The sequence below is a fragment of the Rhizobium sp. KNZ14-9A genome (genome assembly GCF_056755015.1).
Window position 1 is genome coordinate 313,855 of the sequence record NZ_JBPGXB010000002.1, and the last position, 13,967, is coordinate 327,821.

The 13,967-nt window shown below is 61.1% G+C and carries 16 protein-coding genes; 7 read left to right on the top strand and 9 right to left on the bottom strand.

Annotation, left to right across the window (positions count from 1 at the left end; genetic code table 11):
* Window positions 1-29: 29 nt before the first annotated feature.
* From ACR9ZQ_RS07630 to ACR9ZQ_RS07640, 3 genes are read right to left on the bottom strand one after another with little or no spacing between them, the layout of a single operon-like run.
* Entirely contained in the window at window positions 30-947 is a 918-nt protein-coding gene (locus tag ACR9ZQ_RS07630; RefSeq protein WP_481427451.1) for an efflux RND transporter periplasmic adaptor subunit, read from the bottom strand.
* Entirely contained in the window at window positions 944-1,159 is a 216-nt protein-coding gene (locus ACR9ZQ_RS07635) for a DUF1656 domain-containing protein (RefSeq protein ID WP_310385543.1), read from the bottom strand. Before ACR9ZQ_RS07635 ends, ACR9ZQ_RS07630 begins: the two co-directional genes overlap by 4 nt.
* Complete coding sequence (locus ACR9ZQ_RS07640; protein WP_481427452.1) at window positions 1,156-3,183, bottom strand: FUSC family protein; 2,028 nt, start codon at window positions 3,181-3,183, stop codon at window positions 1,156-1,158. The genes ACR9ZQ_RS07635 and ACR9ZQ_RS07640 overlap by 4 nt, the downstream gene beginning before the upstream one ends.
* A gap of 167 nt (window positions 3,184-3,350) precedes the next feature.
* Here ACR9ZQ_RS07640 and ACR9ZQ_RS07645 point away from each other — a divergent pair, with 167 nt between their 5' ends.
* A complete protein-coding gene (locus ACR9ZQ_RS07645) occupies window positions 3,351-4,175 on the top strand; it encodes an AraC family transcriptional regulator (protein ID WP_481427453.1) in 825 nt (274 codons plus the stop codon).
* A gap of 166 nt (window positions 4,176-4,341) precedes the next feature.
* On the top strand, window positions 4,342-5,535 hold the full coding sequence (locus ACR9ZQ_RS07650) for a peptidase M14 (protein WP_481427454.1): 1,194 nt from the start codon (window positions 4,342-4,344) through the stop codon (window positions 5,533-5,535).
* Window positions 5,536-5,760: 225 nt separating this feature from the next.
* Here ACR9ZQ_RS07650 and ACR9ZQ_RS07655 read toward each other — a convergent pair whose 3' ends face one another.
* Window positions 5,761-6,051, bottom strand: coding sequence for a type II toxin-antitoxin system RelE/ParE family toxin (locus ACR9ZQ_RS07655; RefSeq protein WP_439016164.1), 291 nt, complete (start codon window positions 6,049-6,051; stop codon window positions 5,761-5,763).
* Window positions 6,048-6,296: a type II toxin-antitoxin system ParD family antitoxin gene (locus tag ACR9ZQ_RS07660; RefSeq protein WP_310385534.1), complete on the bottom strand. Its 249-nt coding sequence runs from the start codon at window positions 6,294-6,296 to the stop codon at window positions 6,048-6,050. The genes ACR9ZQ_RS07655 and ACR9ZQ_RS07660 overlap by 4 nt, the downstream gene beginning before the upstream one ends.
* A gap of 374 nt (window positions 6,297-6,670) precedes the next feature.
* On the opposite strand from ACR9ZQ_RS07660, the gene ACR9ZQ_RS07665 reads away from it, so the two are divergent.
* The 3 genes from ACR9ZQ_RS07665 to ACR9ZQ_RS07675 all read left to right on the top strand — a co-directional run bounded on the left by ACR9ZQ_RS07665 (window position 6,671) and on the right by ACR9ZQ_RS07675 (window position 10,868).
* Window positions 6,671-7,753 (top strand): substrate-binding domain-containing protein, encoded by a 1,083-nt coding sequence (locus tag ACR9ZQ_RS07665; protein WP_113322496.1) that lies wholly within the window; start codon window positions 6,671-6,673, stop codon window positions 7,751-7,753.
* Between the two features lie 84 nt (window positions 7,754-7,837).
* Window positions 7,838-10,093 carry an ABC transporter permease gene (locus tag ACR9ZQ_RS07670; RefSeq protein WP_481427455.1) on the top strand — a complete coding sequence of 752 codons (2,256 nt, stop codon included), beginning with the start codon at window positions 7,838-7,840 and terminating at the stop codon, window positions 10,091-10,093.
* Complete coding sequence (locus tag ACR9ZQ_RS07675) at window positions 10,086-10,868, top strand: ATP-binding cassette domain-containing protein (RefSeq protein ID WP_007815323.1); 783 nt, start codon at window positions 10,086-10,088, stop codon at window positions 10,866-10,868. Before ACR9ZQ_RS07670 ends, ACR9ZQ_RS07675 begins: the two co-directional genes overlap by 8 nt.
* Window positions 10,869-10,912: 44 nt before the next feature.
* Here ACR9ZQ_RS07675 and ACR9ZQ_RS07680 read toward each other — a convergent pair whose 3' ends face one another.
* The 3 genes from ACR9ZQ_RS07680 to ACR9ZQ_RS07690 form a co-directional block, all read right to left on the bottom strand.
* Complete coding sequence (locus tag ACR9ZQ_RS07680) at window positions 10,913-11,437, bottom strand: AAA family ATPase (protein WP_481427456.1); 525 nt, start codon at window positions 11,435-11,437, stop codon at window positions 10,913-10,915.
* Window positions 11,438-11,546: 109 nt separating this feature from the next.
* Window positions 11,547-11,843, bottom strand: a complete 297-nt coding sequence (locus ACR9ZQ_RS07685) for a hypothetical protein (RefSeq protein ID WP_481427457.1) — start codon at window positions 11,841-11,843, stop codon at window positions 11,547-11,549.
* Window positions 11,844-11,854: 11 nt separating this feature from the next.
* Window positions 11,855-12,190, bottom strand: a complete 336-nt coding sequence (locus tag ACR9ZQ_RS07690; RefSeq protein WP_439016159.1) for a hypothetical protein — start codon at window positions 12,188-12,190, stop codon at window positions 11,855-11,857.
* A 242-nt stretch (window positions 12,191-12,432) separates the two neighbouring features.
* On the opposite strand from ACR9ZQ_RS07690, the gene ACR9ZQ_RS07695 reads away from it, so the two are divergent.
* Together ACR9ZQ_RS07695 and ACR9ZQ_RS07700 are read left to right on the top strand one after the other, a co-directional pair.
* Complete coding sequence (locus ACR9ZQ_RS07695) at window positions 12,433-12,906, top strand: Hsp20 family protein (protein WP_481427458.1); 474 nt, start codon at window positions 12,433-12,435, stop codon at window positions 12,904-12,906.
* A gap of 53 nt (window positions 12,907-12,959) precedes the next feature.
* Complete coding sequence (locus tag ACR9ZQ_RS07700; RefSeq protein ID WP_481427459.1) at window positions 12,960-13,190, top strand: hypothetical protein; 231 nt, start codon at window positions 12,960-12,962, stop codon at window positions 13,188-13,190.
* A gap of 217 nt (window positions 13,191-13,407) precedes the next feature.
* On the opposite strand, the gene ACR9ZQ_RS07705 is transcribed toward ACR9ZQ_RS07700, so the two are convergent.
* Complete coding sequence (locus ACR9ZQ_RS07705) at window positions 13,408-13,842, bottom strand: MarR family winged helix-turn-helix transcriptional regulator (RefSeq protein ID WP_481427460.1); 435 nt, start codon at window positions 13,840-13,842, stop codon at window positions 13,408-13,410.
* Between the last annotated feature and the right edge of the window lie 125 nt (window positions 13,843-13,967).

Here is a 13,967-nt window from a genome sequence, read left to right on the forward strand (position 1 = left end):
CGTACGCACAGCGCTCTAACTCTTTGAATCTACGCATCAGGCTTTCCGAAAAGCGATCCCGATTTTCGGGCCGATGTTGTAGCGGGGACGATCTCCACGGTCGCGGTGCTGCCGGCGATCAGCCTGATGCCGATGGGGACGGGGTCGATGTGGATGCGGACCGGGATGCGCAGTGCGAGCCTGACCCACGAGAAGGTGGGCACGACCTTCGGCAGGAGATTGCCCGCGTCGCTCCGCTGATCGTCGGCGATGGCGGCGGCGATGCTCTCCACACGGCCGGTGATCTCGGCATCGTCTCCCATCAGCCGGACTCTGGCCGGATCGCCGATCGCGACCTGCCGCAGCTTCGTCTCCTCGAAGTATCCCTCGATGCGTAGCGAGGCGGTATCGACAAGGGCCACCGCCTGCGTCCCGGTTGCCAGGAAATCTCCTGGATGGATGCCCAGGTTGGTAACGATGCCGTCAACTGGAGCCTTGACCGAAGAACGTTCCAGATTGAGCGCGGCTAGGTCACGGTCGAGTTGTGCCTGCCGATGGGTCGCCTCAGCCTGGCCGGCGGCTGTTTCTACCTGTTCCACTTTCTGCCGGGTGACGGTCGTGTCGTTGAGCTGGCGATAGCGGACGAGATCGCGATTGGCCATGTCGAGCGCGGCCTTGCTGCTGTCGACTTTGGCTTCCGCGGCTTTCAGGGCGAGCGTATAGCGCACATGATCGATACGGAAGATCACGTCACCCGCATGAACTTCTTCGTTGTCTTGGACCAGCACCTCGCTGACGAGGCCGGACACGTCGGGCGCGATACGCACCACATCGGCGCGCACGCGCCCATCCCGCGTCCAGGGCATCTGCTCGTAGCGCCTCCACACCGGCAAAGCGACAAGAGCGGCGATCGCGACGAGGCAGAGGGTCAGGGCGTAGCGGCCGAGCAGGGATAAAACAGGCTTCATTGGAATAATCCGGTGGATGGCAGGTGCTGCACGAGCAGACCGTAGATGATGGTGAAGGTGGCGAGCTCGACGAGTGGCCGGTAGGCGAACAGGCGGAAGATGCCCGCGACGACCAGCAGACGGATCACTGCAATCGTGGCGACCAGCGCGACGAACACGAGCACCAGCAAACCGGGTATGAGGACGCCCCCGATGTTGAGATCGACGATCATGACCCGATCTCCGCGTCCGCAGTACTACTCGGATTCAAGGCGAACCGAAGGTCGATGAGCAGGTCGAGCAACAGTGAATGTTTTTCGTTGGGGCTGCCGGCGATCAGCATCGTCAACGTCTCGATGCGCTGATCCAGACCGATGCCTTCGACAGGTCCAGTCGGGCGCGCGGCGCCGAAGTGTGCGGCGATCGCCGAAAGAAGAGCACGCGCGTTGTCGCCGATCTCGCCCTCGATCTGCCCGATCGTCTGACGGATCCGACCAATGGCGTGGCCGATGCGAAGATGGTGCAGCGTATCGTCAAGCACATCCGAATAGGACTTATTGGATAATCGGAACCTTGGAAGCAGCAGCGCTGTCCGATCGACCATGAGGCTTGTCCAGTGCGCTTCGTTGGGAGCGTTGCCAAGGGCTCGCCGCCTGACGTCTCGCCGACTCAGTCGAAGCAGTCGGTTGATCGCGGCGTCGATCGGTACGGTCTGAAACAGTGTCATGCTGACCGCCCCAAATCCGGTTGCCGCAAAAAGCGCGATGACGGTGTTGAGGGATGCTGCGAAGTTACCGCTGTAGGTGGTGCCCAGACCCGAGAGGATCGGAATGGTGAGGGTTATTCCGAGCGCCATGAACGTCGTCGGGGGACGCGCTTGCATGGAACCGGCAAACAGGAACGCAGGCGCGAGCACTGCGATAAGGACGCTGAAGTCCGTGACTCGGGGAAGGATGACGAAGCTGTAGGCGAGGCTGATCGCCACCCCGCAGACCGAGCCGATTATATACTTGATGACGTTCGATGCCGGCGCATCGACATTCCCAAATAGAGTGCAGCATACACCGAGGATCGAGACGGCTGTCCCGCCGTCCGGCCAGGCCGACGATATCCAGAAAGTGCAGCCGATGAGGATGCCGACGATGGCACCCAACCCGGCCCGGGCCGCCATCCAGGGGTCGCGGTGATAGACGTAGCCCTTCGCGCGCCTTTGCCAGTGGAATGATCCGGCATCGCGTGATCGGATGGCCGTCGCGAGGTTCGGCGTGAGCCGATCGCAATCGTGGAGCAGGCCGATCATCTCTGCGAGATGGCCGACGAGGTTTGCGGCGAGCCTGTCGCCAGGCGTCACGGCATTCGGGCTGATGCATGCCTTGAGCGACCGCGCGCGGTCGATCAGCGGCACCGCGCCGCCCTCTCGCTCAGCCACGTCGACGGCTTCGATCCAAGCCTCGACGTCCCGCAGCAAGGAGGTCAGTTCGTCGGGCGGGTTGTGGTTCCCGATACTCAGGGCATGGATCCGAGCCTCGATCTCGGTCGCAAGCGGAAGCAGCCGTGCGAGACGATCATGGACCAACTGCAGTTTCTCCCGACGCGGTGTCACGGGGGCCGGGTCGTATGGCAGGTGCGTCGCAAGCCCCTGCAGGACAAGGAGGTCCACTGCCAGGTGGTTGCGGTCGCGACGGGTCTTCTCTCCCGGCGTTCCGTTCAGCGCGTCACCTGCCAGCCGACGGGCGTCCCGCAGCGTTGCCGACAGCTTGCCGATGAACTGGTCGGTTATGCGCTTCGGCAGGACGTAGCGATGTAACAGGACGGCGCAGAGGATCCCGATCGAGATCTCCTGGACCCGCACCGATGCCGTATCGAAGACCGCGCCTGGATCGAGTACGCTTGGGAAGCCAATCAGGCTCGCGGTGTAGCCTGCAAGAACAAAGGCATAAGCTCGCGGAGTGCGATCGAGCAGCGAGAAGTAGAGGCACACACCGATCCAGCAGGCGAGCACCACGCTGCATGCGATCGGATCGTTCACGAAACGCGGTACTATCGCCACTGTCGCCACGGCGCCGGCAATCGTCCCGGCGAGACGATAGACGCCGCGGCTGAGCGATGCGCCGGCAGAGGTCTGCGAGACGATATAGACGGTGACGATGGCCCAATAAGGCTTGGGAAGCCCAACGCGCAGCGAGATGTAGTAGGCGAGCATCGCCGCAGCGAAGCTCTTTACCGAGAAGAGCAGCGCATCCGCATCTGCCTTCATGGTGGGAGTTCGAAGTAGATTCGAACCCGCGCGCGCTATTGTGGCGCTGGCCCTCGCGAGGGGACTTTTTGAAGTATGGACTGTGCTCATGCCGGCCACTATCGCCGAGTTGCCAAGGTAAATAAATTCGGTATCCTGTCAAAAAACACCTGAATCCTGCCAATACTATGCGCACCTCACGATCAGCCATTTCCGTCTTTGACCCCGATCTCACGGATCGGCCGGCGGTCGCGCGCCAGCTCGACTTCGCAGAATACGAAGCGGAAGTGCCGACGCACACGCATCGCAAGGGTCAGTTGATTCTCGCGCTGCACGGGGCAGTCACCTGCGCTGCGGACAACGAGATCTGGATCGTACCGCCCAACTGCGGAGTCTGGATACCGGGCTCGGTGCCGCATAGCGCGAGGGCGACGGCGAATGCCCGGCTCAGCTACCTGTTCGTGGAGCCAGGCGCCGCGAACCTGCCCGAGGAATGCTGCACCCTATCGATCTCTCCGATGATCCGGGAAATGGTCCATCGGCTGGCGCGCGAGAGTGCGGATTATCTTCCAGATAGCCACGCCGCCCGGATTGCGAGGGTGACTTTGGACGAACTGGTCGAAATGCCGCGTGAACGCTTCAATCTGCCGATCTCCAGCCATTCAAAGATCCGTGCGATAGCGGATGCCTTGACGATCGAACCGTCTGACCGCAGCACGTTAGGCGAGTGGGCGCAGCGCGTGGCGATGAGCGAGAGATCGTTGGCTCGTTTGATGATCCGGGAGACGGGCCTGACGTTTGGACGCTGGCGGCAGCAATTGCACCTTGTCGTAGCGCTTCGGGAACTCGCCAGCGGTTCGACGGTGCAGACCGTAGCTGCCGAGTTGGGCTACGACTCGGTGAACGCCTTCATCACGATGTTCAAGAAGGCTCTGGGTAACACACCCGCGCAATATTTCGCGCAACGCAGAGCGATGCTGTTCACAGTCCCGAAACGCGCTCTGAAAGAATGACTGCTTTTCGGATTTTGCCGGACGACATCGCAAGTTCGTAAACCCGGCACAGGTTCGCAGAAATCACGCGGCCTTGCCGGTTCAGCAGCATACCCTAGATTGAAGTTGCGCGGGCTTCTCGCGACCGATGTACGTGCCGTTGTTCTCAACACAAAGGGCTTCCATCATGTCGGACAAATCGAAGAAAGGCATCGATCGCCGCGATCTCCTGATCGCATCCATTGCCACGGTCGGCGCGTCGGCGGCGCTCGCCGTCAGCACCGGTGCTGCGAATGGCCAGGACGCAGCAAAACCCGCTGCCAATCCAGCCTCGGGAACGGTCTATACCGGCGATGTCATCCAGGGGAAAAAGGTCGTCAGCGCGCTCGACGTCGACGACTTGGAGCCCGGGCAGAAGCACCTCCTGTATTTTCAAGGTGCGCAGATGCCCACGGGGCAGCACTGGTATGTGTCGGTGACGGTCGCCAAGGGGGCAAAGCCGGGCAAGCGCGGCATCCTGACCAGCGGTGTGCATGGCGATGAAATGAGCAACATTCACACGGTGCAGACCGTGATGAACCAGCTCGATCCGGCGCAGATGTCGGGCACGGTCATGGCGGTCACCGACGTGGCACGCCCGGCCCTTGAAAGCATGCAGCGCAGGTGGCCCAATCAGGGCAGGGGCGTAGATCTGATCGATATGAACAGGGAATGGCCCGGGAACGAGAACGGTGCCTCCGCGCCCAGCCGGCATGCCGGGCTGCTGTTCAACCGGCTGCTGCGGCCGAACGCCGACTTCGCGATCGACTTCCACACCGGAACAACCGGGTTCGAAGTCACCGCATTCAATATTGGCGGCATGGATGTGCCCGAGGTCAAGGCCATGGTGGAGCTCTATCCCGTCGGCCAGATCTTCGACAACCATGTCTATCCCGGTGTCCTGCACAACGCGTTCATGGATGAGGGCATCCCGTCCTTCACGCCGGAGATCGGCGCTGCGCGCGTTCTGGACATCGAGATGATCGCGCTGTTCGTGGAAGGCACGATGAACGTCCTCAAGCATCACGGCATCGTTGCCGGGCCGATGGGCCGGACAGGCAAGGACGTGAATGTCTTCGTCGGCAACAGTGCGTTCCCTATCCTGGCAACCCAGGGCGGGATCGTCGAGCATCTGGTCAAGCTCAACGACAAGGTCGAACCCGGACAGAAGGTGGCCATCCAGCGCAACAGCTTCGGCGAAGTGGTCGCGGAATATACGAGCGGCGTGGCCGGAGAGATAACGGGACAGCGCAGCGATGCAATGTCCGAGCCCGGCAACCCCCTGGTCTTCATCCTCTTCCACAAGGCGGCGCTGGACGGCGCTGAGGCCTATCCCGAGTAATCCGCGATCACGCGGCGATCCGAGACATCATTCCAGCATTGCGCTACGGCCTGTCTTTGCTGATCCGTTCGCCGCTTGTGCCGTTTTTTTTCTCGCGTATGCATGGCGTAAATCGCGGTCGGCGGGCGATGGCGTTATCGCCAGCGGCGCTTCCGCTTTATGCGGGGCGACATAGGAGAAGTGATATCAGGAGCCTGATTGAGGACACACGATTCCTGCCGGTTCCTAGCTGAAAAGACCTTGCCAATCCTGCCGACCGTGCAGGACGCGAACAATCAGAATGCCGTGCTCCCGGATTGTGTAGGCAATCATGTGTGCCTGATAGGGATGAAGCCGCATGGGCGGGTTCAGTTCCCGGCGCTCCCGGGCCATTTGCGGATTATCGGCAAGCAATTCGAACGTGCCGAACAACTCGTCCACATATCGCTCGGACTGCGCGACGCCGAACTGTTCGGCGCCGAGAACGTAGATATCGATTATATCCCGATCTGCTTCAAAGGTTGTTCGATATTTCATGCCCGGCTGGCGGCCAACCGTTCACGCGCAGCCTGGAGAATGTCTTCCTTTGAGCGGTCGCTGACGCCACTGTCCAAACCTTCGGTAACAAGCCGTTGCAGCTCTGCCAGCTTGTCCGATCGCTCCTGATCGCGCCGGATCAGATCACGGACATAATCGCTTGCGTTGCTGTAGCGCCCCGTCCTGGTCTGGGCTTCCACCCACTCCTTCATCGGGTCGGGCAGGGAAACATTCATGGTTGCCATATCAATCACCTCGTTTTGAGATAATGGCATAGTTTGGCAAGGATTGCCAATATTTGGAGGATGGCAACCGGCGATGCGTGCAGCCCTCCAGCATCGGCCCCGAAATCGTCCTTTGTGCATCCGAATGGACGAGCGGCGCTCACCCAATGGTCAGGTCGCGCGCAGGAACCGCGCGATCAAAGTGATGCCTGCCAATCAAAATCGGTTATCGGATGCTTCTAAAGCAAACAAATTCGCCAGGATGATCAACTTATCCGTTTACTTGGGTCGGAATTGCGCAGAATATTAGCAAATGGGAGGATAAGCCTTCGGCCCCACTCTCGATACATTGCGCCCGACGGCTTTCCTCCCTTGGTTTCAAGGGAGGACCAATCATGAGGCGGGTATTGTTCTACGCGGCATCAGCCGCGATACTATCGCTCGGTGTCTCGCATGCATTTGCGCAGTCGGGCGGCGTCGAGAAAGCGGTTGGCGGCTACAACTTCGAGGAAGCCGCAAAAGAGGCCCCCGGCACGAAGGATTTCCATTCGGCTGACGGTCATCTGACCTTCGCGATCGTAACGCATACGGCAGGCAACGGCTTCTTTGACCCTGTCTATGTCGGCGCGACCGTCGCCGGCAATATGATCGGTGCCAAGATATTGCTGCTCGGTTCGGAATCGCCGGTGGACGACCCCGCCCGCGAGCTCGAGATCCTGAACCAGATCATTCAGGACCCGACTATCGACGGTATCATCATGACGACGCCGCAGGTCGGCGCCTATAATGACATCGTCAAGGCTGCCGAGGCGGCCGGCATCCCGATCGCGACGACCAACTCGTTCGACGGCAACATTCTGCACCGGAGCGCGATCAGCCACACCGGCCAGGATGCGTCGGCGGCGGCAATCGGCGGCGAGGCGCTTGCAAATTGCGTGCTTGCCAGTGGCGCGACCAGTGGCTCGATCGTGCTGCCGTCCTCCACGGCGATGGGCAATATCGAGGTGAACAACCGTGTCACCGCCGCCTTCAATGCCATCGTCAAGACGTTGAAGGACGCAGGCAAGCTCGATGCCTTCAAGGTTGACGCCGGTCCGGAGAATGTCGGCATCGACACGAACCCGAACGACCCCGTCAACGCACTTGTTTCGCTCTTTGAGTCCCGCGGTGACGTGGTCGGCGCCTTCACAGCCAACAACGTCTTTACGCCGCCGCTCGTCAAGGCGGTTGCCCAGATGGGGAAGACCGGCAAGTTGTGCGCTTATGGTTTCGATCTCGGCCCGGCACAGCAGGAAGGCATCGCAGCAGGGAACCTGACCGGCTCGCTCGGCCAGCAGCCCTTCCTGCAGGGCTTCTGGCCTGTCATGCAGCTCTATCTCCAGATCGATCGCGGTATCGCAGCTGCCAATCTCGACACGCGTGCCCAGCTCGTGACGAAGGAAACGGTCGCCAACGTCGGCAAGCGCTTCGAGAACTGACTGCCGTTCGAAACGTCTGAAATCAAGGCGGGAGGGTGCGAGCCGTCCCGCCACGTCAAAGCAAGGATCGGTCGGTAGAAACTCATGGAGCCCGCCACGACGACATCGCTCGGCCGTGCGCCGCCCCAGCTCGTCGGCGGCTGGGAGGCGGGGCTCCTCATGTTTCTTGCGCTGCTCTACTTCGGCGGGGCCATCGTCAATCCGGCCTTCTTCGGATCGACAGAGGCCCTTCACGCGCTTCTGCGCGATACGTCCCGTGTGGGGATCATCGCGGTCGGGATGACTTTCGTCATCGTCAACAGGGATCTCGATCTTTCGGTCGGTTCGACCTACGGTCTGATCGCCGTCGTTTTCGCCAGGCTTTTTTCCCCGAGCTTTCTCGATTTCGGCGTGATCCAGTCGGTGATCCTCTGCGTGCTGCTGGGCACAGCGATCGGCCTGATCAACGGCGTGCTCGTCACGGTCCTGAAAGTGCCGGCCTTCATCGCGACGCTGACGATCCTCTTCATCGGCCGCGGCTTCGTGCTGGCGCTCACACATGGTCAGGCAATCTATTATTCCGACAAGGCGAAAGACCATCCGCTGTTCTTCCACCTCGGAGAGACGAATATCCTCGGCTTCAACAACCAGATCGCGATCTTCTTCCTCATCGCCATGGTGGGGGCCCTTGTGCTTGCCAAGACCCGCTGGGGCTATGAGACTTTCGCCACCGGCGGAAACGAGCAGGCGGCGGTCTATGCCGGCATTCGCACACGCTGGGTGCGCATTCGCGCCTATCTGCTCTCCTCGCTTTGCGCGACCCTTGCAGCTCTCCTGTCGGCCGCGCAGGACAAGGGTGTCACCCCTCTCTATGGTGTCAGCTGGGAACTCACCGTTATCGCATCCGTCGTCATCGGCGGCGCATCGATCCTGGGCGGGCGCGGGCGCGTCATCGGGTCTTGCCTGGGTGCTGCAGTCGTCGTGCTGATCGACAAGGTGCTGCGCGAGGGATGGCCGATCACGCGCATCGTCGTGATCGACGGCGAAAGCATCGCAGTCGGCGCCAAGTTCACCCTGCCGGCCGGCGCCGTGCTGGTTTTCCTGGGTCTGCTTCTCGTCATCGCCGTGCTGATCGAGCCCTTCCTTATCCGGCGCCAGGTTGCGGCCCGGCTATGGGCATGGCTGCGCCGCCGGCCGCCCCCGCCGGCCTACGAAATGGGCGGCGTGGCGATTGAAGGTGTCCAGACCAAGGGGGCGATGGCGGCCGACATGGCGCTGTCTGCCACCGGGCTCGGCAAGTTTCTCGCCCGCCGCGACGCATTAGCCATCATCCTGACCGTCGTGTTGTGGCTGACGGGCCTCGCGCTCAGGCCGGATTACTGGTGGAACCTGCCCAATACCTTTGCCATCCTGCTCAATTACACGGAACTGGCCCTCATCACGGTCGGGCTCACCTATGTCATCGCAGCCGGCGATATCGATCTCTCCGTCGGCGCGGTGCTTGCCCTTGCTGGCAGCACTGCGGCCTATTTCCTGAAGGTGCTCGGCGCCGACCCGCTCACCGCCGTGGCGATGGGCCTGTTTGCGGGGACGTGCGCCGGCGCCGTCAACGCCACGGTCGTCGTCGGCTTCAAACTACCTGCCTTCATCGCCACGCTCGGCATGTTCTACATTGCCCGCGGGCTCGCCGCCTGGTTCGTCGCGGGACAGCAGCTGACGGGCTGGCCGGAGGGCTATAACCTGCTCGGGCGCAAGGTGAATGACGTTCTCCTGCATTTCGGCCTTGCATTGCCGCCGGGGATCATTCGCTCGGTCGCCGAGGTCGTCAGCGTCCAGACGATCTGGATGTTTTTCATCGCCGTGATCGCCGGTATCGTGCTTGCCTATACGCCGTTCGGGCTGAAGGTCTGTGCGGCCGGCGGCAACGTGCGCGCCGCAGCCTATGCCGGTATCAACACCAACCGCGTGCGCTTCATCGCGCTCATGCTGTCGGCGCTCTGCGCCACCATGGCCGGGATCATCAATGTCGCCTACTTCCGCAGCTTCAACCCGGTCGCCGGCCAGTTTCGCGAGCTCGATGCGATCGCTTCCGTCATCATCGGCGGCGGATCGATCTTCGGCGGTTACGGCACGATGATCGGTTCGCTTGCGGGTGCCGCCGTCATCACGCTCGTCCGCGCACTGCTTCAACTCAACGTCCAGGGGTTCAGCATGCCGCAGCACTGGATCAACGTCTTTATCGGCGTCATCCTCATCGTCGCAGTGCTGATCGATATATGGGTGCGCCAGGCCAATATTTTCGGACGCCTGCGAGCCCGGCTGAGAAGAGGGGCGTCAACAGGGGACAGCAGTCATGGCTGAGGCGACACCATCCGCGCCGATCGTGGAAATGCGGGGCATCGAAAAAGCCTTCGGGGCCGTGCAGGCGCTTCGCAAGGTTGATCTGACGCTTTATCCCGGTGAGATTCTCGGCCTGGTCGGCGACAATTCCGCCGGCAAATCGACGCTGATGAAGATCCTGACCGGTGCCTATCAGCGCGATGCGGGTGATATCCTCGTTGCCGGGCAACCGGTGCGCTTCAAGAGCCCGCACGAGAGCCGCGGCGTCGGCATCGAGATGATCTACCAGGATTTCGCGCTCTGCGGCAACATGGATGTCGGCCAGAACATCTTCCTTGGCCGCTGGCCGCTCAAAGGCCCCTTCGTTAACAGGCGGAAGATGTATGCGGAAGCCGACAGCGTGCTGAAACGGCTCAAGGTCGACGTGAACTCCGTCTATCAAAAGGTCGAAAGCCTGTCGGGCGGCCGCCAGCAATCCGTCGCGATCGCCCGCGCAATCTCGTTCGAGCCGCGCGTCGTGATCCTCGACGAGCCGACCGCCAACCTTTCCGTGATGGCGACGGAGCGGCTGCTCGAAACCATGCTGGAACTGAAGAGACAGGGCGTCGCCCAGATCATCATCTCACACCGCCTGGTCGATATTTTTGCCGTGGGTGATCGCGTCATGGTCCTCAAGCGCGGCGAATATGTCGGCGATCGTTACATCAGGAATACTGACGAGCATGAAGTGCTGGAGATTATCGTTTCCGGCACGCGAGAGAGCGCGCGGACAGCCGACGAGGCGAGAAAGATCTGATCGATCGACTGCTCCGCTTCGCGCGGGTACGGATATTGCGGCGCTTAGCTGGCCTCAGCGCATCTCGACAGGATATCGTCGACGACGGAGGCGAGCGGCCGGGTGGCGTCGATGGTCGTCGCATTCCCGGGAATGTCTTCCTTCGTCGCATGCAGGTGCAGGACCAGGTCCCGTTCGGCCGGTTTTCCGCCAAATTCGTCTTCGGCCCTGCCGGCGAGCCGCCTCTTCAGCGTGTCCGGATCGACATCGAGAACGAAGACCCCGTCAAACAGATCGATGAAGCGATGGAAATTCCGCGAGCCGCCGCAGAAGAAGGAGATCGGGTGGCTTTTATCGGCCGCGAGCGACCTGACTTTGTCGACATGCCAGAGATGGTGCCTCTGCACAAAGGCCACATCGTTCTGCTCATGCCGAGAACCATCCAGCGGTTCACCCGTATGGGGATCGCCTCGATAGGCAAGCTCGCGGTCACCATGAATGACGTGATAACCGCGCCGCTGCAATTCGGTGGCGACCGAGGTCTTGCCGGTCCCGGACACGCCTTCGATCAGATAATTCCTGACGCCCATTCCGCTCTCGTTCGATGCAGCACTCTTCGGTGATAGCCAAAGTACACCTCCGCCTTATGGCGCAGAAGTGCAACGGATTTCCGACGCTTCAATCGCTTGCACGGATCGTTCAGTGCAGGATCGATGCCTTCGCCTTGCGGTCGACCAATGCTTCCACCGTGCCGATGAGGCGTGCTGCGCGCCTCAGGATTTCGACGCCCGCATCGTTGATCGCGATGTCGTAGCTCATCCGGTCCATGCACCCGGCAATCTCCATCAGCTTCTCGCCGAGATCGGCGTGGCGCAGCCGGTCGGCCGAGCGCGAGAGCCGCCGCAGACATTCCGCATATCTCGACGCGAGAACGAGCCTGTCGGTGATCGGGTTGCCTTCCGGAGCGGATGGAGACTGTGACGCCTTCTGTCGCATTCCGGCCTCCCTTATTCCAGCATGGTGCAGACCGGCTTGCGGGTCTGCCTTCTCATGGCGAAATCCCGCCGGCTGCCATCCAGGGCCTTCAAGGCAGAAAGGATGTCCTGGTAGCGGATGGAGCAGGCGACACCCGGAGGATGGCGCAACTCGGGACAGGATTCGACCGCGTGAAGGTCGGATGCCCAGGAGGCGAGGATCGCGCGCTTCTCTTCGGTCGTCATCGTGTCCGAAACAACCACTTCGTCCGGATGGGAAAAGTGCCGATGGGGATGCAGGATATGCGACGCCGAAATGGCGTCGAGGACATTGGCCGGGCCGGCTGTCGTCTTGCCTTCGATTGTCATGTTGGATCTCCTAAAAACTTTCGACGGTTGAGGAAAATCTCCAGGCGGATAAGAGATTGTTTCGCTGTTTTCGGCGTTCAAGTGGGCCGCTGCCGAACGTTCAAAAAAATTTTCGAAGCCTCTTGAAACGCAAAAAAAGCCAAACCAAATCGATATTCGCCGGCAGCCCAAAGGGGGCCGGAAGCCGGGGACGCAGTTTCCGACGCGTCTCCTTTCCAACTCGCTTTACGGAGGATTTGGTCATGAGAAACGAATTCGACTTCGCACCCTTCTACCGCTCGAGCATCGGCTTCGACCGTGTGTTCAACCTTCTGAACAATCCGCAGCGTCTGCAGGCCATCGACACATGGCCGCCCTACGATATCGTCAAGTCCGGCGAGGACGACTACCGCATCCAGATGGCGGTCGCAGGTTTCGCCGACAGCGACCTCGACATCACCCAGGAACGCAACGTGCTGATCGTGAAGGGTCAGAAGGCGGAGGAGAAGCAGGGCGACTACCTGCATCGCGGCATTGCCGGCCGCTCCTTCGAGCGGCGCTTTGAACTTGCCGATCATGTTCGGGTCGAGAATGCGTCGCTGACGAACGGCCTTCTGACGATCGAGCTGAAGCGCGAGATCCCTGAAGCGATGAAGCCGCGCAAGATCGCCATCGGCAGCGCCGAGGGTTCCCAGGCGCCGATGCAGATGATCGAAGGCGAAAAGAACGTCGCTTGATCGGAGGGGAGGGAGGAAGCCGGCGCCACCGATGGCGCCGGCTTTTGAACGACATGAAGACCATCGATGTCCGAAAACCGCAGCCATTCGACGCCCGCGATCTTTCCGCGTGCCAGCCCGTTTTCGATACGCTTCTGAAAGAGGCGGGCGTCGACAAGGCCTCCGAAGAGGCCGCGCGCATTGCCGCAATCACCGTCGAGCTTTATCGGCAGGGGGTGCGCGATCCCGAGTATCTGCGCATCATGGTGGAAGGCGCGCGCGGGCACTTCGACCGCGCCCTATAGCGGCCGCCGGTTTCCGAGATCGCGCCGGCGAAGATTTTTCCGTTTCCGACAAGGTTCGGCATCATTTTACTTTCGGATTGGCCTTCGCCTCGGCGAGGTCATTAGAGCTTCCCAGAAGTTTGCGATCTCTCCCACGCCATGCCGCGGCTGGAGCGGATTTCAGTGCCCGGTTTCGCTCCTGAGTGGAGGAAATGGCACACCGGGCCGGGCGGCGCGATCAAGCGCCTTCGGCGTGCAGCTTCCCGAAAATCCTGACGAGTGCATCCAGATCACTCTCCGATAGGCTTGCCAGTTCTGGCGGAGGCTGATGATAGGCCGCCAGCAATTCGGTCTTCGTTTCAGTCCCCTTTTCGGTTGCCCGCACGAGCTTCACACGTCGATCACTTGACGACGGAATGCGATCGGCCAGGCCGGATCGCTCCAGCCGGTCTACCAGCCATGTTGCGGTCGAGGGATCGCAGCCCCATTCGCGCGCCAATGCCCCGATCGGCTTGCCGTCCGCGCCGAGCGAGAAAAGGGCGCGGGAATCGTTCGGCGTCAGCCTATACCTCTGCTGCGCAGCCAGACGCTGCGGCGCCGAACTCATCAGAAAGTTGAACATCAAACGCCAGGCCTCATCGGCAAGGTTGGACGCATCGCGAGGGGGTGTCATGTCTCGGCTCCGGTGCTGCTATCTTGACATATTTTGAGTCATCAAATATTTTTGTCAATCAAAGTAATAAACCTCCATTTGCAGCCTGGCTTTGCCGGGAACGGACCTGTCGTGTCCCAAACATA

Coding starts and splice junctions, on each gene's coding strand:
- ACR9ZQ_RS07630 (WP_481427451.1), bottom strand. CDS start 947: ATGAAGCCTGTTTTATCCCTGCTCGGCCGCTACGCCCTGACCCTCTGC.
- ACR9ZQ_RS07635 (WP_310385543.1), bottom strand. CDS start 1,159: ATGATCGTCGATCTCAACATCGGGGGCGTCCTCATACCCGGTTTGCTG.
- ACR9ZQ_RS07640 (WP_481427452.1), bottom strand. CDS start 3,183: ATGAAGGCAGATGCGGATGCGCTGCTCTTCTCGGTAAAGAGCTTCGCT.
- ACR9ZQ_RS07645 (WP_481427453.1), top strand. CDS start 3,351: ATGCGCACCTCACGATCAGCCATTTCCGTCTTTGACCCCGATCTCACG.
- ACR9ZQ_RS07650 (WP_481427454.1), top strand. CDS start 4,342: ATGTCGGACAAATCGAAGAAAGGCATCGATCGCCGCGATCTCCTGATC.
- ACR9ZQ_RS07655 (WP_439016164.1), bottom strand. CDS start 6,051: ATGAAATATCGAACAACCTTTGAAGCAGATCGGGATATAATCGATATC.
- ACR9ZQ_RS07660 (WP_310385534.1), bottom strand. CDS start 6,296: ATGGCAACCATGAATGTTTCCCTGCCCGACCCGATGAAGGAGTGGGTG.
- ACR9ZQ_RS07665 (WP_113322496.1), top strand. CDS start 6,671: ATGAGGCGGGTATTGTTCTACGCGGCATCAGCCGCGATACTATCGCTC.
- ACR9ZQ_RS07670 (WP_481427455.1), top strand. CDS start 7,838: ATGGAGCCCGCCACGACGACATCGCTCGGCCGTGCGCCGCCCCAGCTC.
- ACR9ZQ_RS07675 (WP_007815323.1), top strand. CDS start 10,086: ATGGCTGAGGCGACACCATCCGCGCCGATCGTGGAAATGCGGGGCATC.
- ACR9ZQ_RS07680 (WP_481427456.1), bottom strand. CDS start 11,437: ATGGGCGTCAGGAATTATCTGATCGAAGGCGTGTCCGGGACCGGCAAG.
- ACR9ZQ_RS07685 (WP_481427457.1), bottom strand. CDS start 11,843: ATGCGACAGAAGGCGTCACAGTCTCCATCCGCTCCGGAAGGCAACCCG.
- ACR9ZQ_RS07690 (WP_439016159.1), bottom strand. CDS start 12,190: ATGACAATCGAAGGCAAGACGACAGCCGGCCCGGCCAATGTCCTCGAC.
- ACR9ZQ_RS07695 (WP_481427458.1), top strand. CDS start 12,433: ATGAGAAACGAATTCGACTTCGCACCCTTCTACCGCTCGAGCATCGGC.
- ACR9ZQ_RS07700 (WP_481427459.1), top strand. CDS start 12,960: ATGAAGACCATCGATGTCCGAAAACCGCAGCCATTCGACGCCCGCGAT.
- ACR9ZQ_RS07705 (WP_481427460.1), bottom strand. CDS start 13,842: ATGACACCCCCTCGCGATGCGTCCAACCTTGCCGATGAGGCCTGGCGT.